The sequence below is a fragment of the Micromonospora sp. NPDC005161 genome (assembly GCF_053599855.1).
This window is the reverse complement of record NZ_JBSFYQ010000021.1, coordinates 103,233-125,637: the sequence shown is the minus strand read 5'-3', so window position 1 is coordinate 125,637 and position 22,405 is coordinate 103,233. Positions and strand designations below refer to the sequence as shown.

General features: G+C 70.8%; 22 protein-coding genes and 1 pseudogene. 13 read left to right on the top strand and 10 right to left on the bottom strand.

Annotated features, from left to right (window positions below; all coding sequences use genetic code 11):
- Window positions 1–110: 110 nt before the first annotated feature.
- Window positions 111–1,061, bottom strand: a complete 951-nt coding sequence (locus ACWD5O_RS20980) for a malate dehydrogenase (protein WP_450086277.1) — start codon at window positions 1,059–1,061, stop codon at window positions 111–113.
- 150 nt (window positions 1,062–1,211) lie between these two features.
- Complete coding sequence (locus tag ACWD5O_RS20975; RefSeq protein ID WP_449935085.1) at window positions 1,212–2,072, bottom strand: bifunctional methylenetetrahydrofolate dehydrogenase/methenyltetrahydrofolate cyclohydrolase; 861 nt, start codon at window positions 2,070–2,072, stop codon at window positions 1,212–1,214.
- Window positions 2,073–2,519: 447 nt separating this feature from the next.
- Here ACWD5O_RS20975 and ACWD5O_RS20970 point away from each other — a divergent pair, with 447 nt between their 5' ends.
- From ACWD5O_RS20970 to ACWD5O_RS20950, 5 genes are all read left to right on the top strand, one after another.
- Window positions 2,520–4,118 carry a peptide ABC transporter substrate-binding protein gene (locus tag ACWD5O_RS20970; RefSeq protein ID WP_354964679.1) on the top strand — a complete coding sequence of 533 codons (1,599 nt, stop codon included), beginning with the start codon at window positions 2,520–2,522 and terminating at the stop codon, window positions 4,116–4,118.
- A 195-nt stretch (window positions 4,119–4,313) separates the two neighbouring features.
- On the top strand, window positions 4,314–5,252 hold the full coding sequence (locus ACWD5O_RS20965; protein ID WP_450086276.1) for an ABC transporter permease: 939 nt from the start codon (window positions 4,314–4,316) through the stop codon (window positions 5,250–5,252).
- The gene (locus ACWD5O_RS20960; RefSeq protein ID WP_354964680.1) at window positions 5,245–6,201 is read left to right on the top strand and encodes an ABC transporter permease; all 957 of its coding nucleotides are present in this window, start codon (window positions 5,245–5,247) and stop codon (window positions 6,199–6,201) included. The genes ACWD5O_RS20965 and ACWD5O_RS20960 overlap by 8 nt, the downstream gene beginning before the upstream one ends.
- A 7-nt stretch (window positions 6,202–6,208) precedes the next feature.
- Window positions 6,209–7,246, top strand: coding sequence for an ABC transporter ATP-binding protein (locus ACWD5O_RS20955; protein ID WP_354964681.1), 1,038 nt, complete (start codon window positions 6,209–6,211; stop codon window positions 7,244–7,246).
- Window positions 7,230–8,261, top strand: coding sequence for an ABC transporter ATP-binding protein (locus tag ACWD5O_RS20950; RefSeq protein WP_354964682.1), 1,032 nt, complete (start codon window positions 7,230–7,232; stop codon window positions 8,259–8,261). The genes ACWD5O_RS20955 and ACWD5O_RS20950 overlap by 17 nt, the downstream gene beginning before the upstream one ends.
- Before the next feature lie 116 nt (window positions 8,262–8,377).
- Here ACWD5O_RS20950 and purH read toward each other — a convergent pair whose 3' ends face one another.
- Window positions 8,378–9,949 carry a bifunctional phosphoribosylaminoimidazolecarboxamide formyltransferase/IMP cyclohydrolase gene (gene purH / locus ACWD5O_RS20945; protein WP_354964683.1) on the bottom strand — a complete coding sequence of 524 codons (1,572 nt, stop codon included), beginning with the start codon at window positions 9,947–9,949 and terminating at the stop codon, window positions 8,378–8,380.
- Window positions 9,946–10,566 carry a phosphoribosylglycinamide formyltransferase gene (purN, locus tag ACWD5O_RS20940; protein WP_354964684.1) on the bottom strand — a complete coding sequence of 207 codons (621 nt, stop codon included), beginning with the start codon at window positions 10,564–10,566 and terminating at the stop codon, window positions 9,946–9,948. Before purN ends, purH begins: the two co-directional genes overlap by 4 nt.
- A 178-nt stretch (window positions 10,567–10,744) precedes the next feature.
- Here purN and ACWD5O_RS20935 point away from each other — a divergent pair, with 178 nt between their 5' ends.
- Window positions 10,745–11,044 carry a CD225/dispanin family protein gene (locus ACWD5O_RS20935; RefSeq protein ID WP_354964685.1) on the top strand — a complete coding sequence of 100 codons (300 nt, stop codon included), beginning with the start codon at window positions 10,745–10,747 and terminating at the stop codon, window positions 11,042–11,044.
- Between the two features lie 26 nt (window positions 11,045–11,070).
- Window positions 11,071–11,625, top strand: coding sequence for a DUF4190 domain-containing protein (locus tag ACWD5O_RS20930; RefSeq protein ID WP_354964686.1), 555 nt, complete (start codon window positions 11,071–11,073; stop codon window positions 11,623–11,625).
- Between the two features lie 69 nt (window positions 11,626–11,694).
- On the opposite strand, the gene ACWD5O_RS20925 is transcribed toward ACWD5O_RS20930, so the two are convergent.
- Window positions 11,695–12,984 carry a cell division protein PerM gene (locus ACWD5O_RS20925; RefSeq protein WP_450086275.1) on the bottom strand — a complete coding sequence of 430 codons (1,290 nt, stop codon included), beginning with the start codon at window positions 12,982–12,984 and terminating at the stop codon, window positions 11,695–11,697.
- Between the two features lie 201 nt (window positions 12,985–13,185).
- On the opposite strand from ACWD5O_RS20925, the gene ACWD5O_RS20920 reads away from it, so the two are divergent.
- Window positions 13,186–13,452 (top strand): DUF4190 domain-containing protein, encoded by a 267-nt coding sequence (locus tag ACWD5O_RS20920; protein ID WP_354964688.1) that lies wholly within the window; start codon window positions 13,186–13,188, stop codon window positions 13,450–13,452.
- A 9-nt stretch (window positions 13,453–13,461) separates the two neighbouring features.
- Here ACWD5O_RS20920 and ACWD5O_RS20915 read toward each other — a convergent pair whose 3' ends face one another.
- The 4 genes from ACWD5O_RS20915 to ACWD5O_RS20900 all read right to left on the bottom strand — a co-directional run bounded on the left by ACWD5O_RS20915 (window position 13,462) and on the right by ACWD5O_RS20900 (window position 16,664).
- Window positions 13,462–13,692 carry a GNAT family N-acetyltransferase gene (locus ACWD5O_RS20915; protein ID WP_354964689.1) on the bottom strand — a complete coding sequence of 77 codons (231 nt, stop codon included), beginning with the start codon at window positions 13,690–13,692 and terminating at the stop codon, window positions 13,462–13,464.
- A gap of 67 nt (window positions 13,693–13,759) precedes the next feature.
- Window positions 13,760–14,647: a succinate--CoA ligase subunit alpha gene (gene sucD, locus ACWD5O_RS20910; protein ID WP_354964690.1), complete on the bottom strand. Its 888-nt coding sequence runs from the start codon at window positions 14,645–14,647 to the stop codon at window positions 13,760–13,762.
- A gap of 2 nt (window positions 14,648–14,649) precedes the next feature.
- Complete coding sequence (gene sucC, locus ACWD5O_RS20905) at window positions 14,650–15,828, bottom strand: ADP-forming succinate--CoA ligase subunit beta (RefSeq protein ID WP_354964691.1); 1,179 nt, start codon at window positions 15,826–15,828, stop codon at window positions 14,650–14,652.
- A 431-nt stretch (window positions 15,829–16,259) separates the two neighbouring features.
- Window positions 16,260–16,664 (bottom strand): cobalamin B12-binding domain-containing protein, encoded by a 405-nt coding sequence (locus tag ACWD5O_RS20900; RefSeq protein ID WP_074314422.1) that lies wholly within the window; start codon window positions 16,662–16,664, stop codon window positions 16,260–16,262.
- 448 nt (window positions 16,665–17,112) lie between these two features.
- Here ACWD5O_RS20900 and ACWD5O_RS20895 point away from each other — a divergent pair, with 448 nt between their 5' ends.
- Together ACWD5O_RS20895 and ACWD5O_RS20890 are read left to right on the top strand one after the other, a co-directional pair.
- Window positions 17,113–17,799 carry a M23 family metallopeptidase gene (locus ACWD5O_RS20895; protein ID WP_450086274.1) on the top strand — a complete coding sequence of 229 codons (687 nt, stop codon included), beginning with the start codon at window positions 17,113–17,115 and terminating at the stop codon, window positions 17,797–17,799.
- Between the two features lie 294 nt (window positions 17,800–18,093).
- Entirely contained in the window at window positions 18,094–18,861 is a 768-nt protein-coding gene (locus tag ACWD5O_RS20890; RefSeq protein ID WP_354964693.1) for a M23 family metallopeptidase, read from the top strand.
- A gap of 172 nt (window positions 18,862–19,033) precedes the next feature.
- Here ACWD5O_RS20890 and ACWD5O_RS20885 read toward each other — a convergent pair whose 3' ends face one another.
- Window positions 19,034–19,153 (bottom strand): hypothetical protein, encoded by a 120-nt coding sequence (locus ACWD5O_RS20885; RefSeq protein ID WP_449935092.1) that lies wholly within the window; start codon window positions 19,151–19,153, stop codon window positions 19,034–19,036.
- A gap of 34 nt (window positions 19,154–19,187) precedes the next feature.
- Between ACWD5O_RS20885 and ACWD5O_RS20880 the strand changes: the two are divergent.
- From ACWD5O_RS20880 to ACWD5O_RS20870, 3 genes and pseudogenes are all read left to right on the top strand, one after another.
- Window positions 19,188–19,592 (top strand): annotated as a pseudogene (locus tag ACWD5O_RS20880) (ABC transporter ATP-binding protein); the annotation flags it as partial.
- On the top strand, window positions 19,589–20,791 hold the full coding sequence (locus tag ACWD5O_RS20875) for an ABC transporter permease (RefSeq protein WP_450086273.1): 1,203 nt from the start codon (window positions 19,589–19,591) through the stop codon (window positions 20,789–20,791). The pseudogene ACWD5O_RS20880 and the gene ACWD5O_RS20875, both read left to right, overlap by 4 nt.
- A 472-nt stretch (window positions 20,792–21,263) precedes the next feature.
- The gene (locus ACWD5O_RS20870) at window positions 21,264–22,217 is read left to right on the top strand and encodes a D-2-hydroxyacid dehydrogenase family protein (RefSeq protein WP_450086272.1); all 954 of its coding nucleotides are present in this window, start codon (window positions 21,264–21,266) and stop codon (window positions 22,215–22,217) included.
- The last annotated feature ends 188 nt before the right edge of the window (window positions 22,218–22,405 follow it).

Genomic DNA, 22,405 nt, shown 5'->3' with positions numbered 1-22,405 from the left:
CCGCGCCGCGGCCCCCCCCCCCTCTCCCCCGGGGGGGGGGGCGGGGGGGGGGCCCCCCCGCCGGGCGCGCGGGCTTCGCCGGCGCGCCCTTCGCGGAGCGGTGGTTCGGGTCACATGTTCGCGACGTCGCCCTGCTTGGCGCGGACGGCCTCGGCGGCCGCCAGGAGGCTGGCCCGCTCGTCGGCGTCCAGGTCGGTCTCGACGACCCGCTTGACGCCCTCGGCGCCGATCTCGGCCTCGACGCCCAGGTAGACGCCGTCGATGCCGTACTCGCCGTCGACCCACGCGCAGACCGGCATGACCTCGCCGGAGTCCTCGGCGACGGCCTTCGCCATCCGGGCCGCCGCGGCGGACGGGGCGTAGTACGCGGAACCGGTCTTGAGCAGCGCGACCACCTCGGCGCCACCGTTGCGGGTCTTGACCACCAGCTCCTCGATCTGCGCCGCCGGCATCGCCTCCCGCAGCGGCTTGCCGTTGACCGTGCTCTTCGAGGGCACCGGGACCATGGTGTCGCCGTGCGAGCCCAGGGTCAGCGTGCGGACCGACGCCACCGGCACGTTGAGCGCCTCGGCGACGAAGTTGCTGAACCGGGCACTGTCGAGCATGCCGGCCTGGCCGAGCACCCGGTTCTTCGGGAACTGGGTGGCGAGCTGCGCCAGGGCGGTCATCTCGTCCAGCGGGTTGGAGACCACGATGACGACGGCGTTCGGGGCGTACTTGGCGACGTTCTCGGCGACCTGCCGCACGATCTTGGCGTTGGTCTCCAGCAGGTCCATCCGGCTCATGCCCGGCTTGCGCGGCAGGCCAGCGGTGATCACCACGACGTCGGAGCCCTCGATGGCCTCGTAGCCCTCGCCGTTCGGGCCGGTGGTCGCGCCGACCACCTTGGTCTCGAAGCCCTCGATGGCCCGCGACTGGTTGAGGTCGAGTGCGAGACCCGCGGGCTTGCCCTCCACGATGTCGGTGATCACTACGGTGTCGAAGACGTCGTACTCGGCCAGGCGCTGTGCGGTGGTGGAGCCGTAGAAGCCAGCCCCGACGACAGTGACCTTCTTACCCATGGTCGTCCCACTCCCTGATACCAGTCGGTTTTCCGGACCGTATCAGTCATCCTGGCACCGATCAGGTCAGGGGCGGATGGTTACGGCCTGGTTCGACACGGAACGTCCGCTCACCCGCACGAGCGTCCGCAGGGTGCCCTTCGTTACACCTCAGCCGCGCTCGGCGCGTTCGACGACGTTGCTGAGCAGCATCGCCCGGGTCATCGGGCCGACGCCGCCGGGCATCGGGACCAGCGCGCCGGCCGTCTCGGCCACGCCCGGGTCCACGTCGCCGGTGTACCGGCCCTTGCCGTCCGCGCCGATCACCCGGGTGATGCCGACGTCCACCACCACCGCGCCAGGACTGATCATGTCGGCGGTGAGCAGGCCCGGTACGCCGGCCGCGACGATGACGATGTCGGCGGCCCGGGTGTGCGAGGCGAGGTCGAGCGTGCCGGTGTGGCACAGGGTGACGGTGGCGTTCTCACTGCGCCGGGTGAGCAGCAGCCCGAGCGGACGGCCGACGGTGTTGCCCCGGCCGACCACCGCGACGGTGGCGCCGCGCAGCGCCACATCGTGCCGCCGGAGCAGCTCCACGATGCCGCGCGGCGTGCAGGGCAGCGGGCCGTCGTAGCCGAGGACGAGCCGGCCCAGGTTGACCGGGTGCAGGCCGTCGGCGTCCTTGGCCGGGTCGATCAGCTCCAGTACCCGTTGGGTGTCCAGGTGGGCCGGCAGCGGCAGCTGGACGATGTAGCCGTGGCACGCCGGGTCGGCGTTCAGCTCGGCCAGGACGTCGTCGACCTGCTGCTGGGTGGCGTCGGCCGGCAGCTCCCGGCGGATGGAGGCGATGCCCACCTCGGCGCAGTCCCGGTGCTTGCCGTTGACGTACGCCTGGCTGCCCGGGTCCGCCCCGACCAGCACCGTGCCCAGCCCGGGGGTGATGCCACGCTCCGCGAGCGCCTTCACCCGTATCCGCAGCTCATCCTTGATCTCCGCCGCGGTCGCCTTGCCGTCCAGAAGCGTCGCCGTCACGACCAGATCGTCTCACGGCCACCGCCGACCGTTCGGACGACCTCAGTCCGGGACCGGCTGCCGAGATCCCTGCCACTCGCCGCCGGTCACGAACTGTGACGTGTCGCTAGTCACTCTCCGTGACGTTTTGTGGAGCTGATCACCGCCGAACCGGACAGGTCGGCACAGCAGGGTGGGGGGCGGCATTCGACCCAGAGCAGGCCAGCGAGGGCGGAGGCACCACAACAGGCGTGAAATCGACCGGCGAAAAAGCAGGTCAGTCCGGTTAAGCCCCGTCTGGGGTAGCAGGCCTCCCCGCACTCGGCAAGGAAAGCCATCCCGGACCGTTATGCAGCCGCAACCGGCTCGTTGCCGAAGGCGGTTGCCCGACCTACCGTTACCGCTTGTTGCGCAGCGTAAACCCAGCGTCGGGCTTGACTGCGCAGCGTGAGGAGATGAGGAGGCTCAATGCGAGTTCGTAGGCTCGCCGCCTGGACCGCCCTCCCGCTCGCGGTGACGCTGGGCCTCGCGGCCTGCGGCAGCGGCGGAGACGGTGGGTCCAGCAGCGGCAGTTCAGCTGTCAGCATCCAGATCGCGGAACCGAAGCACCTGGTTCCGACCAACACCACCGAGACGTCCGGTGCGCAGGTGCTCACCGGCCTGTTCTCCCCGCTCGTCGACTACGACGCCCAGAACAAGCCGTACGAGGTCGCGGCCGAGTCCGTGACGTCGTCGGACAACAAGGTCTGGACGGTCAAGCTCAAGGACGGCTACACCTTCCACAACGGTGAGAAGGTCACGTCCGAGGACTACATCAACGCCTGGAACTACGGCGCGTACGCCCCCAACGGGCAGGACAGCAACTTCTTCTTCGAGAAGATCGCTGGCTACCCGGACCTGCAGGGCAAGGCGCCGAAGGCGAAGGAGATGTCCGGTCTGAAGAAGGTCGACGACCTCACCTTCCAGGTGACGCTCGCCGACCCGTACATCGACTTCCGGACGATGCTCGGCTACACCGCGTTCTACCCGATGCCGGAGGCCGCGTTCTCGGCCCCGGGCGTGCTCAAGGACTCCTACGAGCAGGCGCCGATCGGGCAGGGCCCCTTCAAGATGAAGGGCACCTGGCAGCACGACAGCAAGATCGTTGTCGAGCGGTACGACGCCTACCCGGGCGAGAAGCCCAAGGTGAAGGACGTCGAGTTCCGGATCTACCAGCAGCTCACCGCGGCCTACGCGGACGTCCTGGCGGACAACCTGGACGTGCTGCCCACGATCCCGACCGAGAGCCTGAGCACCGCTCCGACCGACCTGGGTGACCGGTACAAGACCAGCCCCATGTCGTCGTTCCAGTTCCTCGCGTTCCCGACGTTCGACAAGGACTACAGCAACCCGGACGTGCGCAAGGCCATCTCGATGGCGATCGACCGGGACGAGATCAGCAAGTCGGTCTTCAAGGGTTCGCAGCAGTCGGCCCGCTCGTTCGTCTCGCCGGTGCTGCCGGGCTACCGGGACAACACCGCTGGTGCGGCCGGGGAGTTCAACCCGACCGAGGCCAAGAGGCTCTACCAGGCCGCCGGCGGCCCGTCGAAGATCGTCATCTCCTACAACGGGGACGGCGGCCACAAGGACTGGGTCGACGCCACGGTCAACCAGCTGAAGACCAACCTGGGTGTCGACGTCGTCGGCTCGACCGAGCCGAAGTTCGCCGACCTGCTGACCAAGGTCGAGAAGAAGCAGCCGGTGGGCATGTTCCGGATGGGTTGGGTCATGGACTACCCGACCATGGAGGACTACCTCGGCCCGCTGTACAGCACCAACGGTTCGTCGAACTACTACGGCTACAGCAACCCGGAGTTCGACAAGCTCGTCAAGGAGGGTTCCGCCGCCAAGACGCAGGACGAGGCGATCGCCAAGTACCAGCAGGCGGAGGACATCCTGGCCAAGGACATGCCGGTCATCCCGCTCCGCTTCGGCGAGAACGTGTTCGGCCACTCGTCCAAGGTCAAGAATGTCGAGATGGACCTGTTCCAGCGGGTCAACCTCGTCAAGATCGAAGCAGCCAGCTGAGCTGACCATGGTGCGGGCCACCCGGGCGATGACGCCCGGGTGGCCCGGACCGCGCTCCCCGGGCCCGGACAACGGACCCGGCATCGGTAGCGCCGGCCATCCCCGGGCCGAACGGCAGGCATCCCGGATATTTCGGGTACGACCAGAGATGCCGTCCTGCGACCCTTTCGCACATTTCCGGAGAGACTGCTAAGCATGTTCCGCTACATCTTGCGGCGCCTACTGCAGATGGTCCTGGCGTTCTTCGGGACCACCCTGATCGTCTACGCGCTGATGTTCGCCGGCCAGGGCGACCCCATCCAGGCGCTCGCCGGCGAGCGCCCGGTGACCGAAGCCCAGCGGGCCTACCTGACCGAGAAGTACCACCTGGACGCCACCGGCGTCGGCGGCTTCTTCTACCGCTACTTCGACTACGTCAAGAGCCTGCTCCAGGGCGACCTCGGCCAGTCGCTGACCGGTCGCCAGATCGGCGACATCCTGCAGGCTGCCTGGCCGGTCACCGTGAAACTCGCGCTCATCGCGCTCGCCGTGGCGATCATCTTCGGAGTCACCGCCGGCGTGGTCGCCGGCATCCGCCGGGCCAGCATCTTCGACAACTCGACGCTGGTGCTGACCCTGCTGGTGCTGGGCATCCCGACCATCGTGCTGGCGCCCCTCGCGCAGTACTTCCTGGGCGTCAAGTGGCGGCTCTTCCCGCCCACCGCCGGCTCCGAGCCGACGTTCTACGCGCTGCTGCTGCCGGGCATCGTGCTCGGCTCGCTGTCGCTGGCCACCGCGCTGCGACTGACCCGCACCTCGGTGGCGGAGAACCTGCGCGCCGACTACGTACGGACCGCCCGGTCCAAGGGCCTGGTCAAGCGCCGCATCGTCACCGTGCACGTGCTGCGGAACTCGCTCATCCCCGTGGTCACCTTCCTCGGTGTGGAACTGGGCAACCTGATGAGCGGCGCGATCATCACCGAGGGCGTCTTCAACATCCCCGGCGTGGGCTTCAACCTCTTCCGCGGCATCCGCACCGAGGACGGCCCCCTGGTGGTGGGCATCGTCAGCGTGCTCGTCGTGGTCTACCTGGTCTCGAACCTGGTGGTGGACGTCCTGTACGCCGTACTCGACCCGAGGATCCGCTATGAGTGACTTTGAAACTGTGGCGGCCACCGAGAACCAGGCCGCACGCCGTGGCCCCTCGGGCGAGCCGGGCACGCCGAACCAGATCGGCGCGGCGAACAAGGCCCGCAGCCTGGCCGGGGACGCCTGGCGCGACCTGCGCCGCAACCCGATCTTCTGGATCTCGCTGGCGCTGGTCGTCGTTTTCACCCTGATGGCCCTGGCCCCCGGGATCTTCACCGCCAACAGCCCGAACGACTGCGTGCTCTCCCGGCAGCACGCCGGACCGTCCGGAGGCGCGATCTTCGGGTACGACTTCCAGGGCTGCGACACGTACTCCCGGGCGGTCTACGGCACCCGGGCCTCGCTGCTGGTCGGCGCGCTCTCCGCGCTCGGGACCGGGGTCATCGCGCTGGTGGTCGGCATGGTGGCCGGCTACTTCGGCCGCTGGGTCGACGCGGTGCTCTCCCGGGTGATCGACGTGGTGCTCGGCATCCCGCTGCTGCTGGCCGCGATCGTGCTGCTCAAGCGAGTGTCCAGCGACAGCGTGAACGCCCGGATCGCCGCGGTGATCTTCGTGCTGGCGATCCTGGGTTGGACCACGGCCGCCCGGGTCGTGCGCTCCTCGGTGATCACCGCCAAGGAGCAGGACTACGTGGCGGCGGCCCGGATGCTCGGCGCCGGCCACGGCCGGATCATGTGGCGGCACATCCTGCCGAACTCGCTGGCCCCGGCCATCGTCGTGCTGACCATCGCGCTCGGCTCCTTCATCGCCGCCGAGGCGACGCTCTCGTTCCTGGGCATCGGCCTGAAGGCGCCGACCATCTCGTGGGGCCAGGACATCGACACCGGCCGCATCCACATGCGGGAGGCGGCCACGCCGCTGATCGTCCCGTCGGCCTTCCTCGCGCTGACCGTGCTGGCGTTCATCATGCTCGGCGACGCGATCCGTGACGCCTTCGACCCGAAGCTGCGGTGAACCTCTCATGACCCACTCCACCGTCCAACCCACGCCCGCCTCCGCCACGCCCGAGGGCGGCCACCTGCTGGAACTCCGGGACCTGCACGTCGAGTTCCGGACCAACGAGGGTGTGGCCCGGGTGATCAACGGCGTGTCCTACCACCTGGACGCCGGGGAGACCCTCGCCGTACTCGGCGAATCCGGCTCCGGCAAGTCGGTCACCGCCCAGGCGATCATGGGCATCCTGGACACTCCGCCCGCGGTCATCCGCTCCGGCCAGATCCTCTACCAGGGTCAGGACCTGCTCACCCGCTCCGAGGAACAGCGCCGGCAGGTCCGCGGCAAGGAGATCGCGATGATCTTCCAGGACGCGCTCTCCGCGCTGAACCCGGTGTTCCCGGTCGGCTGGCAGATCGGCGAGACGCTGCGCCAGCGCGACGGCATGTCACGAACTGACGCCCGCCAGCGTGCCATCGAGCTGATGGACCTGGTCAAGATCCCGGGTGCCGCAAAGCGGATCGGTGACTACCCGCACCAGTTCTCCGGAGGCATGCGGCAGCGCGTCATGATCGCCATGGCGCTGGCGCTGAACCCGAAGGTGCTGATCGCCGACGAGCCCACCACGGCGCTCGACGTCACCGTGCAGGCCCAGATCATGGACCTGCTGGCCGACCTGCGCCGGGACCTGAACATGGCGATGATCCTGATCACCCACGACCTGGGCGTGGTCGCCGGCGTCGCGGACCGGATCGCGGTCATGTACGCCGGCCGGATCGTCGAGCACGCCGACGTCCGCTCGCTCTACAAGGCGCCGGCCCACCCGTACACCAAGGGGTTGCTGGAGTCGATCCCGCGGATGGACGTCCGCGGCCAGGAGCTGTCGACGATCAAGGGGCTCCCGCCGAACCTGATGCGCATCCCCTCCGGTTGCCCGTTCCACCCCCGGTGCCCGTACGTGCAGCAGGTCTGCGTGGACGCGGTGCCGCACGACCTGGTTCTCGGCGACGGCCGGACCAGCGCTTGCCACTTCGCGCAGGAGGTCCGTGATGACAGCGCCCGCTAGCTCCACCAAGGTCCGGGGCGAGACCATCCTCTCCGTCGACAACCTGGTCAAGCACTTCCCGATCAGTCAGGGCGTGTTGTTCCAACGGCAGATCGGCGCGGTCAAGGCCGTCGACGGCGTGAGCTTCGAGCTGCGCCGCGGTGAGACGCTGGGCGTGGTCGGCGAGTCCGGCTGCGGGAAGTCCACCCTCGCCCGGCTGCTGATGCGGCTGGAGACGCCCACCTCCGGGAGCGCCACCCTCGAGGGCAAGGACCTCTTCAAGGCGTCCGGGGCCGAGCTGCGCCGGCTGCGCCGCAACATGCAGATGGTCATGCAGGACCCGTACACCTCGCTCAACCCGCGGATGACCGTCGGCGACATCATCGGTGAGCCCTTCGAGATCCACCGCGACGCCGCGCCGAAGGGCAGCCGGGATCGACGGGTCCAGGAACTGCTCGATGTGGTCGGGCTCAACCCGGAGCACATCAACCGGTACCCGCACCAGTTCTCCGGCGGTCAGCGCCAGCGCATCGGCATCGCCCGGGCGCTCGCGCTGCGGCCCGAGGTGATCGTCTGCGACGAGCCGGTGTCGGCGCTGGACGTCTCCATCCAGGCCCAGGTGATCAATCTGCTGGAGCAGCTCCAGGACGAGTTCGGGCTCTCGTACATCTTCATCGCCCACGACCTCTCCGTGGTGCGGCACATCGCCGACCGGGTCGCGGTCATGTACCTCGGCCGGATCGTCGAGACCGGCACCGAGGACGAGATCTACGAGCGGGCCACCCACCCGTACACCCAGGCGCTGCTCTCGGCGGTGCCGGTCCCAGACCCGGAGGCACGCGAGCAGCGCAACATGATCCGGCTGGTCGGCGACGTGCCCAGCCCGGCCGACCCGCCGAGCGGCTGCCACTTCCGGACCCGCTGCTGGAAGGCCCAGGACATCTGCGCCGTCGAGGATCCGCAAACCGTGCCCCGCGCCGCAGACCCACACCCGTCGGCCTGCCACTTCGCCGAACTCCGCCCAACCGCTGCCTAACCCCACCCGGGCCCCGGGCGCCCAGCGCCGTTGATCATGAAGTTATTGTCCCGACACGCCGATCAGCCGCGCAATAACTTCATGATCGCCGGGCCGGGGACCGGCCCGGCCGGTGGTTAGTGGAAGAAGTGGCGGGTGTTGGTCAGGTACATGGTGACGTTGGCTTCCTTGGCCGCGGCGATGACCTCTTCGTCGCGGATCGAGCCGCCGGGCTGCACGATGGCGCGGACGCCGGCGTCGATGAGGATCTTCGGGCCGTCGGCGAACGGGAAGAACGCGTCCGACGCGGCGACGGACCCCCGGGCCCGGTCGGCGCCCGCCCGGCTGACCGCCAGCTGAGCCGAGTCGACCCGGTTGACCTGCCCCATGCCGACCCCGACGGTGGCGCCGCCCCGGGCGAGCAGGATCGCGTTGCTCTTCACCGCGCGGACCGCCCGCCAGGCGAACGCGAGGTCGCGCAGCAGTTCCTCGTCCGCCGCCTCCCCGGTCGCCAGCCGCCAGCTCGCCGGGTCGTCGCCGGGGGCGTCCACCCGGTCGGCGACCTGGGTCAGCACGCCACCGGTCACCGGCCGCCACTCGACCCTCGCCGGGTTCCAGGCCGGCGCGCGCAGCAGCCGGATGTTCTTCTTGCCCTGCAACACCTCCACCGCGCCCTCGTCGAAGCCGGGGGCGACGACCACCTCGGTGAAGATGTCGGCCACCTGCCGGGCCAGCTCGACCGAGACCGACCGGTTGACCGCGATCACCCCGCCGTACGCCGACACCGGGTCGCAAGCGTGTGCCTTGCGGTGCGCCTCGGCCACGTCCGCGCCCACCGCGATGCCGCACGGGTTGGCGTGCTTGATGATCGCGACGGCCGGCTGGTCGGCGAAGTCGTTCGCAGCCCGCCAGGCGGCGTCCGCGTCGACGTAGTTGTTGTAGGACATCTCCTTGCCGTGCAGTTGCTCGGCCTGGGCCAGCCCCGCCGGAGCGTCCGGGTCGGTGTAGAGCGCGGCCGGCTGGTGCGGGTTCTCCCCGTAGCGCAGCACGGCGGACTTGCGCAGCGCCTGCCCGGCGAACGCCGGCCAGGAGTCGTCGGCCGGTGCCAGCTCCTGCGCGCACCACTGGGCCACCGCCACGTCGTACTCGGCGATGTCGGCGAACGCCCGGGCGGCCAGCGCGCGGCGCTCGGCGAGGGTGAACCCGCCCTCGCCGAGCGCGGCGTGCAGCGCCGGGTACCCGGACGGGTCGGTGAGCACGGCTACCGACGCGTGGTTCTTGGCGGCGGCTCGGACCATGGCCGGGCCGCCGATGTCGATCTGCTCCACGCACTCCTCGACGCCGGCGCCGGAGGCGACGGTCGCCTGGAACGGGTAGAGGTTGGAGACCAGCAGGTCGAACGCGGCCACTCCCAGCTCGTCGAGCTGCGCCACGTGGGTGTCCTTGCGCAGGTCGGCGAGGAGACCGGCGTGGACCTTCGGGTGCAGGGTCTTCACCCGGCCGTCGAGCACCTCGGGGAAGCCGGTCACCGTCTCCACCGGCGTCACCGGCACGCCGGCGGCGGCGATGGTGCCCGCCGTGCTGCCGGTGGACACGATCTCCACACCGGCCGCGTGCAGGGCCTGGGCCAGCTCGACCAGCCCGGTCTTGTCGTAGACGCTGACCAGCGCCCGCCTGATCGGGCGGCGCCCGTCCTGAGTGGAACTCACGGAACCGTGACCTTCCTTCCGGTGATGGTCCAGCCTTCGCGGACCAGACGGCCGACCTGCTCGACGAGCTGGCGCCGCTCGGCTTCCTTGATGCGCTCGGTGAGCGCCTCCACGTCGTCGGAGTCGAGCACCGGAACCGCGACCTGCGCCACGATCGGCCCGGTGTCCATGCCGGCGTCGACGAAGAAGAGCGTGGCCCCGGTGAGCTTCACGCCGTAGGCGAGAGCGTCGCGCGGGCCGTGGATGCCGGGGAACGCCGGCAGCAGGGTGTTGTGTGTGTTCAGGTAGCGGTCACCGAAGGTGGCGAGGAAGTGCGGGCCGACCAGTTTGAGGAACCCGGCGGAGATGACCAGGTCGGGTTGGTGCTTCGCGACGTGCGCGGTGAGCGCGGCGTCCCAGCCCTCCCGGGTGTCGTGGTCGCGGACCCGCTCGACGAACGTCGGCACGCCGGCGGCCGCGGCCCGGTCCAGGCCCGCGATGCCTTCGCGGTCCGCGCCGACCGCGACGACCTGCGCGCCGTACGCGGGGTCGGCGGCGGCGTCCAGCAGCGCCTGCAGGTTGCTTCCGGAGCCGGAGACGAGGACGACGATGCGGGCGGCGGACGCGGGCTCGGTCACCGGGCCACCCTATCGGGCAGGTCAGGGCGCCCATCGGCTGGGCGGCGCGCCGATCTTTGACAGTGCTGACGGGCATCGACCCGGTACGCTGCCGGTCGCTCGGGCTGGACGCTGTGCCGGCCCGCACCCCCGTCGCTGATCCGGCACGCCAGCCGTGTCGTTGGAATGAGGAGCACCCGTGCAGCCCGGTTACCACCCCCAGCAACAGCCGCCGCCGATCAACAACAACATGACGATGTCGATCGTCGCCATCTTCCTCTTCTGGCCGCTGGCCATCCCGGCGATCATCAACGCGTCGAAGGTCAACCCGCTGCTCCAGCAGGGTGACTTCGCCGGGGCCCAGGCGGCCGCGGCGGAGTCGCGGAAGTGGTCGAAGTGGGCCCTGATCGTGGGCATTGCGTGGTATGCCATCTTCTTGGTGTGCTGTGCTTTGGGCGGTCTGGGCGCGATCATGAGTAGCGACAACAGCAGCTACTGACGAAACCAGTCCAAGGAGCTTCTCGAATGCAGCCCGGTAACCCCGGTCAGGACCCGTACGGCCAGCAGCCCAATCAGGACCCGACCGCCCCCCAGCCGCCGCACGACCCGTACGCCCCGCCGCCGGCCGCCCCGTACGGCCAGCAGCCGCAGAACCCGTACGGCCAGCAGCCGGCCGCCCCGTACGGCCAGCAGCCCACCTCGGGGCAGCCGTACGGCCAGCAGCAGCCGTACCAGGACCCGTACGGCCAGCAGCAGCAGCAGCCGCCGTACGGCACGCCGACGTACCCGAATGCCGGCTACCCGCAGCAGCAGGGACAGAACAACACCCTCGGCCTGGTGTCGATGATTCTCGGCATCGCGTCGATCCCGCTGCTCTGCTGCTTCTACCTGGGCATCCCGCTCGGCATCGCGGGCGTGGTGACCGGGTACCTGGCCCGGCAGAAGGTCGCCCAGGGCCAGGCCAGCAACGCCGGGCAGGCCAAGGCCGGCCTGATCTGCGGCGCTGTCGCTGTCGGGCTGGGCATCCTGCTGATCATCCTGAGCGTCGTGGCGCAGGTCAATCTGCCGACCCAGCCCTGACCGGTTCGGTCGTGACGGGGCGCTCCGGATTCGTCCGGGGCGCCCCGCGGTCGCACCGGCGGCGCGCGGCTACTGAGCTGGGACGCGGGTGAGTGCGCGGGTGGCGGCGGCGCCGAGCAGCGCGCCAACCGCGATGACACCGGCCGTCACGAGCCCGACCTGCCAGGCCACCGGCCCGAGCTGCGCCAGCCGGCCGGCGCCGAGCGGACCGCCGGAGATCTCGGCGGCCACGCCGACCAGCACGCCGGCCACCGGCCCGGCCAACGCTGCTGGCGTCAGCAACTGGGCCCAGCGCCGCGGGGCCCGCTCCGGGCCGGCGACCCGGGCCACGCGGCGGGCGAGCAGCCAGCCGGCGACCATCCCGGCCAGCACCGGCACCGCGAGCAGCAGGGCGCCGAGGCCGTCCACCGGGCCGCGCGGCAGGCCGGCGAGCAGCGGTACGGCCGGCAGTGCGCCGACCGACACCTCGCTGGTGCGGACCGCGGTGTCGGTGCCGACCGCGAAGCCCGGCCCGAGCAGATAGCTCGTCGACCAGATCGCGGCGTTCGGCGCGTACGCCACGCTGACCAGCGTGATCCCGGCCTGCCCGGCCACGCCGGTCCGGTACGCCCCGATCATGTCGGCCGCGTCTCCACCGCCGGTGGCCACCGCCAGGCCAGCCGCGCCGGCACCCGCCCCGAGCAGCAGCAGCACGGCCACCAGCCCGGTGCGCACGCCGTCCCGTAGTGGCCGCGGCATCCGGGCGACGAGCAGCCGGGTGACGGCGGTGATCTGGGTCGCGCCGACCAGCGCGGCGAGCGTGCCGACGACCGCGAACGTGGCCGCCGCCCGTACCGGGGACACCGCCGGCCCGCCGGCGCCGACCAGCACCGCCGCCAGGGCGCCGAGCAGCGCGTACGCGATGCCGACCGCGCTCGCGGCGAGCAGTGCCCGGGGTGGTGAGCGGGTGTCGCGGGCGCCGATCGCACGGCTGACGTGCACGCCGGCCCGGGTGAGCCGCCAGAGCGCGAGCACGGTCAGCGCCAGCGGGGCGAGCGCGAACGGGCCGGACTCGGTGCGCAGCGGCACACCGTGCCCGAGGAGCCAGCCGGCCAACGCGGTGCGCAGGGTGCCGCTCAACGTCGCGGAATCCGGGCCGAGCCGGACCAGGCCGAGCACGATGGCGACCGGCAGGTACGAGGTGAGTGCGGCCCAGCCGGCGGCCACCCCTGCGGCGACGGGCAGTGGTGCGCGCCCGCGCGGCGACCCACCGGCGCGGGGCGCGGGCACCCGCCGGGCCGGCGCGGCACGGCCGACGGGCCGGTCGTCGGCGCTCACACCGCCGGCACGGCTGGGATGGTCAGGGGTGACGGGGGACATCGGCTCTACTCTGGCACGTCGCGGGTGCGGGAGCAGTCCGTTAACTCACCCCGAAGGGCGGCGAGTTGACCGAATCCGGCTTCGGGACGCCCGGCCCGGTCTAGCCTCGGCCCCGAGGGGTCGGCTGTCACCGCCGCCCGGGTCGGGTCCGCCGGTCGCGGTCCAGGTCGGCCCACCGCCCATGACCGCCGGGAGGACGCCGTGACGAGCGCATACCCCCCACCCCCACCCCCACCGGCGAGGGGACGGGACCGGACCACCCTCTGGGGCGTGCTGGGCATCGTGCTGGGCCTGATCTGCTGCGGCATCCTCGGCATCGTCTTCGGCTACCTGTCCATCCGCGACGCCCGGCGGTACAACCAGTCGCCGGTCCTCGGCTATCTCGCCATCGCGTTCGGCGTGATCAACATCATCGGAGGAGCGGTCCTGCGCTCCACCGGCAACTACCCGTTCTGGAACAACGACTGAGCGGACTGGTCAGCCGACGAGTCGACGCTCGTACCGCAGGCCGGGGCGGCCGTCGCCACGGATCTCGCCCGTCACGGTGAATCCGGTGCGTGCCAGCACCGCCTGGGACGCCGGGTTGTCGAGGGTGGTCACCGCGGTGAGCACGGCGAGCCGGTAGTCGGTGGCGGCCAGATGGCACACCTGCTCGACCGCGGCCCGCGCCACGCCCCGGCCGGCGGCCCGCTCGCATACGGAGCGCAACCACGCAGTGGTACGCGCAGGGGGCCGACCGGAACCGGTCGACCCCCTGCGGTGTTGCCTGGTCTGCTCAGCTGCCGGACATGATCTCGCGCATCAGGCGGGCGGTCTCGGTCGGCGTCTTGCCGACCTTGACTCCGACCGCCTCCAGCGCCGCCTGCTTCGCCTCGGCGGTGCCGGCCGAACCGGAGATGATCGCCCCGGCGTGGCCCATGGTCTTGCCCGGAGGCGCGGTGAAGCCGGCGATGTAGCCGACGACCGGCTTGGTGACGTTCGCCTTGATGAACTCGGCGGCCCGCTCCTCGGCGTCACCGCCGATCTCACCGATCATGACGATGGCGTCGGTCTCCGGGTCGGCCTCGAACGCCTTCAGGGCGTCGATGTGGGTGGTCCCGATGATCGGGTCGCCACCGATGCCGACACAGGTGGAGAAGCCGATGTCGCGCAGCTCGTACATCATCTGGTAGGTCAGCGTGCCGCTCTTGCTGACCAGACCGATCCGGCCGGAGCCGGTGATGTCGGCCGGGATGATGCCGGCGTTGGAGGCGCCCGGCGAGGCGATGCCCGGGCAGTTCGGCCCGATGATCCGGGTCTGCTCGCCCTGCGCAAGGTTGTACGCCCAGAACGCGGCGGTGTCGTGCACCGGCACGCCCTCGGTGATCACCACGGCCAGCGGGATCGCGGCGTCGATCGCCTCGACCACGGCGGCCTTGGTGAACTGCGGCGGGACGAAGATGACCGTGACGTCGGCCCCGGTCTCGGCCATGGCGTCCGCCACGGACGCGAAGACCGGCAGCTCGGTGCCGTCGAAGTCGACCTTCTGGCCCGCCTTGCGCGGGTTGACGCCACCGACGACGTTGGTGCCGGCGGCGAGCATCCGCCGGGTGTGCTTGGAACCCTCGGAACCGGTCATCCCCTGCACGATGACCTTGGAGTCCTTGGTCAGCCAGATAGCCATGATCAGACCCCCGCAGCTGCCAGCTCGGCGGCCCGCTCGGCCGCGCCGTCCATGGTGTCGACCCGCTGGATCAGCGGGTTGTTCGCGTCGTCGAGGATCGCCCGGCCGGCCTCGGCGTTGTTGCCGTCGAGCCGGACGACGAGCGGCTTGGTGACCTTCTCGCCACGCTGCTCGAGCAGGGCCAGCGCCTGCACGATGCCGTTGGCGACCGCGTCGCAGGCGGTGATCCCGCCGAAGACGTTGACGAAGACGCTCTTCACCGACGGGTCGGAGAGGACGATCTCCAGGCCGTTCGCCATCACCGCGGCGCTCGCGCCGCCGCCGATGTCGAGGAAGTTCGCCGGCTTGACGTTGCCGTGCCGCTCACCGGCGTACGCGACCACGTCGAGGGTCGACATGACCAGACCCGCGCCGTTGCCGATGATGCCGACCTCGCCGTCGAGCTTGACGTAGTTGAGGTCCTTCTCCTTGGCGGCCTGCTCCAGCGGGTCCACCGAGGCCTGGTCGACCAGGGCCTCGTGGTCCGGGTGCCGGAACGCGGCGTTCTCGTCGAGGGTGATCTTGGCGTCGAGCAGCAGCATCCGCCCGTCGCCGTTCTTCGCCAACGGGTTGACCTCGACGAGGGTGGCGTCCTCGGCGACGAACGCCTGCCACAGGCCGACGGCCACCTCGACCACCTGGTCGGCGACCTCGGCCGGGAAGCCGGCGGCGGAAACGATCTCCCGCGCCTTGGCCTCGTCGACACCGACGTTCGCGTCGATCGAGGCCTTGACCACGCGATCCGGGGTCTCGGCGGCGACCTGCTCGATGTCCATGCCGCCAGCGACGCTGGCGATGCAGAGGAAGGTGCGGTTCGCCCGGTCGAGCAGGTACGAGAAGTAGTACTCCTCGGCCACGTCCGCCGTCACCGTGATCATGACCTTGTGGACGGTGTGGCCCTTGATGTCCATGCCCAGGATGTCGGTGGCCCTGGCCACCGCCTCATCCGGGCCCTCGGCCAGCTTGACGCCGCCGGCCTTGCCTCGGCCGCCGACCTTCACCTGCGCCTTGACGACCACCCGACCGCCGAGGCGTTCGGCGATCGCGCGGGCCTCCTCCGGGGTAGTGGCGACGCCGCCGGCAAGCACGGGCAAGCCGTGCCGCTCGAACAGGTCCCGCCCCTGGTACTCGTACAGGTCCACGATTGCGCGTCCCGTCCCGTCTCCGCGGCGCGCCGTCGCGCCGCCACCAGCGTTCAGAAAACAGTTTGACGCCTGTCATCACTTGACACAGGCCATTGGCCGCAGCCTAACGAGGTGGGCACGACCGGCAACCGAGCGGGTGCGCGGTGTGCGGTAATGCACAACCAGGCGTCGGACACGGCCGGTTCCCGGCGCGGCGCGGGCGGCGTCAGCCGTCCGGGCGATGTTGCCGGGGGTGCGTAACCCGGCCGTCGGGGCGTCGTTGAGTCAGGTGTCGGAGCGCTGATCAGCGCGATGACGGGAGACGGCCGATGCCCTGTCGGTCGAGGGGTGGCGGCGGGGCATCGTGCATAGAGGGGCCGGACGTGTGAGGGGTGCGTCCGGCCCCTCCCCCGTGCCCGGCCCCGTCCGACGACCCGTTCCGGCGCGCCTCAGGCGACCGGCTGCGCGACGTTCTGCCGGACCCACTCGACGATCGACTGCGTGGTGGCGCCCGGCGTGAAGATCTTGGCGACGCCCAGCTTCTCCAGCTCGGGGATGTCGCCGTTGGGGATGATGCCGCCGCCGAACACGACGATGTCCCGCGCGTCCCGCTCACCGAGCAGTTCCAGCACCCGACGGAAGAGCGTCATGTGCGCGCCGGAGAGAACGGAGAGACCGACGGCGTCCGCGTCCTCCTGGATGGCGGTCTCCACGATCTGCTCGGGAGTCTGGTGCAGGCCGGTGTAGACGACCTCCATCCCAGCGTCCCTCAGGGCCCGCGCGACCACCTTGGCGCCCCGGTCGTGGCCGTCCAGGCCTGGCTTGGCGACGACGACCCGAATACGAGAGCTCATCAGCGCACACCTTTCACCGGCTCCACGGCCTTCACCTGAACGAACGGTAACCCGGCCGGCCGGGCCCGGGAAATCCGGGCCGGAAAACGCGCCCGGCGCTGCGGCACCGCCGGGGGCTCGGTCACGGGGAGTACGGGTGAGCGCGCGGGCGGATGCCGACGACCCTCGCCGTCAAGCCGGACGACTCCGCCGGACCGGTCACGGTCGGCGACGAACGGGCAGTAACGAGGGCACCGAATGACGTCACGAGGCATGACAATCACGGACGCAAACGGACAGATCGACACGCCAATTCGGCGCTTTGGCTTGTGACTCGCCTGGTGGTTGGCTAACGTGTCCACGGTTGTCATCGAGTCCAAGGACGGGTGACGACGCGGTCAGCGGACGTTCACCAGAGCTTCACGAACGTCCACCGGTCGCCTCGGAACCCCGACAACGGAGGGTGTGCGTGCGCCAGCGCCTGTCGTCTGAGCCCGATAGATATCGCGGTCGTCGCCGCGTACCCACCCCCCCGCGTAGCCGTTACGCCGCGGTCGTCACCACCGCCTTCGTCGGAGCCGGCATCGTCGCGCTCGGCGCCAGCGCCCTGCCGGACGCCAAGGACGTCAGCCCGTCGGTGCTCGACGAGCTGAAGCAGGCGTCGGTCACCAGCCAGGACGCCGTGGCCCGTGCGGACAACGCCGACCGCGCCTCCCGGGACAGCCGGAGCACGGACGAAGCCGAGCCCGAGCTCTGGTTGCTGCCGCTGCAGGGCTACGACTTCAACTCTCCCTACGGGGTGCGCTGGGGCAAGATGCACACCGGCGTGGATCTGGTGGTTGCCGAGGGCACGCCGTACGTGGCGATCCACGACGGGCTGGTCACCAAGGCCGGCTGGTTCGGCGGGTACGGCTACGCGGTGATCGTCCAGCACGCCGACGGCAGCGAGGCCATCTACGGCCACTCCTCCGCGCTGAGCGTCAAGGAGGGGCAGAACGTCAAGGCGGGCGACCAGCTCGGCCTGGTGGGCCAGACCGGTCACGCCTACGGCACCCACCTGCACCTTGAGATCCATGTCAAGGGCGAGCCGATCGACCCCGTGCCATTCCTGCAGGACCGCAGAGTGGACATCAAGCTGGGAGTCGAGGCAATCTAAAGCGAGGTAGCCGCGTCCTGACGCTGCGTACTGGCCGTTGACCGCCCGGATCCGTCAATCCGGGCGGTTTTTTGTCGCTTGCGCGGGGTGATTGTCTGCTGGATCACAGAACGAACTGTGGTCGACGACACTGCCCGACAAGATCAGTTTTCCGGATGGATCACACCTAAGCAGGTCATATCCGGGCAGGCGGTACCCGACCCGTCGGCCTACCTCCCGGTCCCCGTACCTGCCCCGGCTCGGCCCGACACCAGTATTTCGAGGTCAAGTGCCCCTCGACTGTGAAGGTCCGCCGTGCAGGAAGACAGCCCCGTCCAGAACGAGAACACCCCCGACACCGCCGCCGAGCAACCGCAGCGCGCCGGCCGGCGGAACCGCCTCATCGTGCTCGGCGCGGCCGCCCTGGTGGCCCTCGGCCTGGGCGGCGTCGCCGTCGCCACCACCGGCCCGGACCGCCCGGCGCCCACCGCCGTGTCCCTGGACGCGCAGTCCCGGGCCGAGGCCGCCAGCCGGGCGGACCGCTCCGCCCGCGAGTCGAGCACGCCAATCTCCCCCTCGGCCAGCCCGACGGCGAGCCCGACAGCGGCCAGCGCCATCCCCACGCCGACGAAGACGGCCACCGCGAAGCCGAAGCCCAAGCCGAAGAAGACCACGAAGCCGACGCCGGCCTGGGTCGACCCGATGCCGGGCGCCTCGGTCACCTCCTGCTACGGCCAGCGCTGGGGCACCCTGCACGCCGGCATCGACCTGGCGCTGCCCTCCGGTACGCCGATCCACGCCGCGGCCGCCGGCACGGTCGTCCAGGCCGGTGACGCCTCCGACGGGTACGGCAACTCCGTCTTCGTCGACCACGGCAACGGCTACCTGACCCACTACGCCCACCAGAGCCGCATCGCGGTCACCGTGGGCCAGAAGGTCAAGGCCGGCCAGGTGATCGGCTACGAGGGCGCCACCGGCGACGCCACCGGCCCGCACCTGCACTTCGAGGTGCACCAGGGCATGTGGAACCAGATCGACCCGGCTCCGTTCATGCGGGCGCGCGGCATCGACCTGGGCTGCTGAGCGCTGGTTCTCACTAGATCTTTCGGTTTCGGCCGACGTCCCCGGGCCGGCGCGAGGTGTCCGCCGGGCCGGGCCCTACCCCGAGTGGCCCGGCCCAGCGGCGTCCCGGTGCCGCCTGGCCAGGGCGGTCAGGGAGCGGGCCGCCGTCGCGCCGCGGTGTTCACGAGCGTGTTCAGCAGGTCGGGGTATGACATCCCGACGGCCTGCCAGATGCGCGATACTGCGACGCGGCGGTGAACCCCGGGAACGTGTTGACCTCATTGAGGACCGGCTCGCCGCCGTCGGCGGGCAGGAAGAAGTCGACACGCAGCAGGCCGCGGCACTCCAGCGCGGCCGAACGCCTGCAGCGCCCGGCAGTGCAGCAGCGGCTGCGGCGGGCCGACGTCGCGTTGGAACGGGTCGGCCTGGGCCACCGGCTGCACCACCGTCCGCACGAGCTCTCCGGCGGTGAGCGGCAGCGGGTGGCGATCGCCCGGGCGCTGATCGGCGATCCGCCGCTGCTGCTGGCCGACGAGCCCACCGGCAACCTCGACTCCGCCTCGGGCGAGACCGTGCTGGGCCTGCTGACGGAGCTGAACGCGGCCGGCACCACCGTCGTGGTCATCACCCACGACCGGGAGTTGGCGGCACGGCTGCCGCGGCGGGTCGAGGTCTCCGACGGGCTCATCGTGCGCGACGAGCGCGAACCCGGCGTGGTGCCGTTCGCCACACGGATCGGGGCGGCCGTATGAGCGCCCCGCCCCGCCCCGGGCGGCTGTCGCCGGGCGATGTGCTGCGGGTCGGCGCGGCCGGGCTGCGATCGCGCCGACTGCGGGTGTTCCTGTCCGCGCTCGGCATCGCGATCGGCATCGCCGCGATGATCGCCGTGGTCGGCATCTCCAGCTCCAGCCAGGCCGAACTGGACCGGCAGCTGGACGACCTGGGCACCAACCTGCTGACTGTCGAGCCGGGCAGATCGTCGGACGACACGCCGACGCACCTACCGGACGAGGCGATCCCCATGATCGCAAGAATCGCGTCGGTGGAGGCGGTGTCGGCGGTCGGACGGCTGCCCAACGTGTACGCGTACCGCAACGAGCACGTCAACCCCGCGCAGACCGGCAGCCTCGCCGTCTATGCGGGCCGCCTCGACCTGCCGGAAACGGTCGGACTCAGCCCGGTCAGCGGGCGCTGGCTGAGCCTGCCCACCGCCGACTTCCCCACCGCCGTGCTGGGCTGGACCGCGGCGCAGCGGCTCGGCATCGACGACGCCGCAGCACAGCCGCAGATCGTGCTCGGCAAGCAACGCTTCACCGTGGTGGGCGTGCTGCGGCCGGTGCCGCTGGCCGAGGAGCTGGACCGCGCCGTGTTCATCGGCTGGTCGGCCGCGGCGGCCTACCTCGGCTTCGACGGGCACGCGACGACCGTCTACACGCGTACGGCGGAGGACGCGGTGGTCGAGGTGCGCATGGCCCTTCCGCGCACCGTGAAACCGACGGCGCCCACCGAGGTCCTGGTCTCGCGGCCTTCCGACGCACTGGCCGCCAGGACGATCACCGAGAACACGTTCAGCGGCCTGCTGCTGGGCCTCGGCGCGGTGGCGCTCCTGGTCGGCGGCATCGGCGTCACGAACACGATGGTCATCTCGGTACTCGAACGCCGGTCGGAGATCGGCCTGCGCCGGGCGCTCGGGGCCACCCGCGGCCAGGTCCTGCTGCAGTTCCTGGTGGAGTCGCTGCTGCTGTCCGCGCTCGGCGGCCTCCGCGGCATCCTGATCGGCGTCGTGGTGACCGGCGGGTACGCGGCCACGCAGGACTGGCCGGCCGTGGTGCCGCTGTGGGCGACGGCGGGCGGGTTCGCCGCGACGCTGCTGATCGGCACGGTCGCGGGACTTTACCCCGCCGTGCGGGCCGCCCGGCTCACGCCGACGGAAGCGCTGGCGGGCGTCTGAGCCGACCGGCCGACGGCGTCCCGATCGGGGTCGCTAATCAAGCGTTCCCCGCAGCGGCTGCGATAACGCTGCCGCTAACCCCAAACGCCACGATCACAGTCAGGCAGTGCGTGGGCCATCAAGATCATCAAGAAACCGACAGATCGGTGAGAAGAACCTGCCGACAAGCCAGTGAGAAACCAATGCAGGTCTCCAGGCCAACGCACCGAGCACCGACAACTCTGCTGAGGACCTACAGCTGGGCGCCGACGTGGCCAGGTTCCGGTGGCTTGGTCGCGAGATGCGGTCGCACCAGATGGTCGCGGCTCCTGCAGCGGATCGATACACCGCTCCGCGTACCAGCACAGGAACAACCGCAGGTCCGAGGTGGTGTGCGCTTCGACTCGCCCCTGTATATGCCGTCCTGCTCGCAAGCGGGACTCCAGCGCCAAAGCAGCGATGAGCTGGAGCAGGGGGCGTACGGTCCTTCGTCATGTCCACTGATCTGCGCTGCGCCGTGCTGGACGACTACCAGGGGGTGGCGCTCGGGCTGGCGGACTGGTCCCGGGTCCGGGTCACCAGCTTCCGCGAGCACTCCACGAGCACCGACGAGCTCGTGGCGGCCATCCGCGACTGCGAGGTCGTGGTCGCCATGCGGGAGCGCACGCCGTTCCCCGCCGAGGTGTTCGACCGGCTCCCCCACCTGCGGCTGCTCGTCACCACCGGCATGAGCAACGCCGCCATCGACCTGGAGGCGGCGCGGGCGCACGGCGTCACGGTGTGCGGCACGGGCGGCGGCTGGACCTCGACGGTCGAGCTGACGTGGGCGTTGATCCTCGGCCTGGCCCGCCACCTGGTGTCCGAGGCGACCGCGCTGCGCACCAGCGGTCCCTGGCAGCACACCCTCGGCACCGACCTGCACGGACGCACCCTCGGGCTGCTCGGCCTGGGCAGGATCGGGTCGCAGGTCGCGGCCGTCGGGCGGGCGTTCGGCATGGACGTGCTGGCCTGGAGCCAGAACCTGACGCGCGAGCGGGCCGAGGAGGGCGGCGCGCGGCGGGCCCCCGACCTGGACGCCCTGCTCGCCGGCTCCGACGTCGTCTCCGTTCACCTGGTGCTCGGCGACCGGACGCGCGGGCTCGTCGGCGCGCGGGAACTCGCGCTCATGAAGCCCACCGCCTACCTGGTCAACACCTCGCGGGCGGCGATCGTCGACCAGTCCGCCCTGGCGTCCGCACTGCGCGAGGGGCGGATCGCGGGGGCCGGGCTGGATGTGTTCGACGAGGAGCCGCTGCCCGCCGGACATGAGTTCCGTACGCTGCCGAACGTGCTGGCCACGCCGCACCTCGGCTATGTCAGCGAGCTGAACTGCGCGACGTTCTTCCGCGACGCCGTGGACGACATCGGCGCCTTCCTCGACGGCAGCCCGATCCGCGTGCTGACCTGACTCACTCGACCCTGGTCCTGGCCCGGAAGCCAGCGGTCTTGACGCGGTCACCACCGCGGCAGCCGACCCGTCCGAGATTCAAGCAGCGGCCCCTTGATTCGGCGCGCTCACGCGGCTGGTGCACCTGCTCGATGGTGAGTGGGAGTCTGCAGCCGGTGCAGACTCCTCCTTGAAGACCCATCAGAGCG

Coding starts and splice junctions, on each gene's coding strand:
- ACWD5O_RS20870 (WP_450086272.1), top strand. CDS start 21,264: ATGTCCACTGATCTGCGCTGCGCCGTGCTGGACGACTACCAGGGGGTG.
- ACWD5O_RS20970 (WP_354964679.1), top strand. CDS start 2,520: ATGCGAGTTCGTAGGCTCGCCGCCTGGACCGCCCTCCCGCTCGCGGTG.
- ACWD5O_RS20955 (WP_354964681.1), top strand. CDS start 6,209: ATGACCCACTCCACCGTCCAACCCACGCCCGCCTCCGCCACGCCCGAG.
- ACWD5O_RS20930 (WP_354964686.1), top strand. CDS start 11,071: ATGCAGCCCGGTAACCCCGGTCAGGACCCGTACGGCCAGCAGCCCAAT.
- ACWD5O_RS20980 (WP_450086277.1), bottom strand. CDS start 1,061: ATGGGTAAGAAGGTCACTGTCGTCGGGGCTGGCTTCTACGGCTCCACC.
- ACWD5O_RS20960 (WP_354964680.1), top strand. CDS start 5,245: ATGAGTGACTTTGAAACTGTGGCGGCCACCGAGAACCAGGCCGCACGC.
- sucD (WP_354964690.1), bottom strand. CDS start 14,647: ATGGCTATCTGGCTGACCAAGGACTCCAAGGTCATCGTGCAGGGGATG.
- ACWD5O_RS20925 (WP_450086275.1), bottom strand. CDS start 12,984: ATGTCCCCCGTCACCCCTGACCATCCCAGCCGTGCCGGCGGTGTGAGC.
- ACWD5O_RS20900 (WP_074314422.1), bottom strand. CDS start 16,664: ATGAGCTCTCGTATTCGGGTCGTCGTCGCCAAGCCAGGCCTGGACGGC.
- ACWD5O_RS20875 (WP_450086273.1), top strand. CDS start 19,589: ATGAGCGCCCCGCCCCGCCCCGGGCGGCTGTCGCCGGGCGATGTGCTG.
- ACWD5O_RS20965 (WP_450086276.1), top strand. CDS start 4,314: ATGTTCCGCTACATCTTGCGGCGCCTACTGCAGATGGTCCTGGCGTTC.
- ACWD5O_RS20950 (WP_354964682.1), top strand. CDS start 7,230: ATGACAGCGCCCGCTAGCTCCACCAAGGTCCGGGGCGAGACCATCCTC.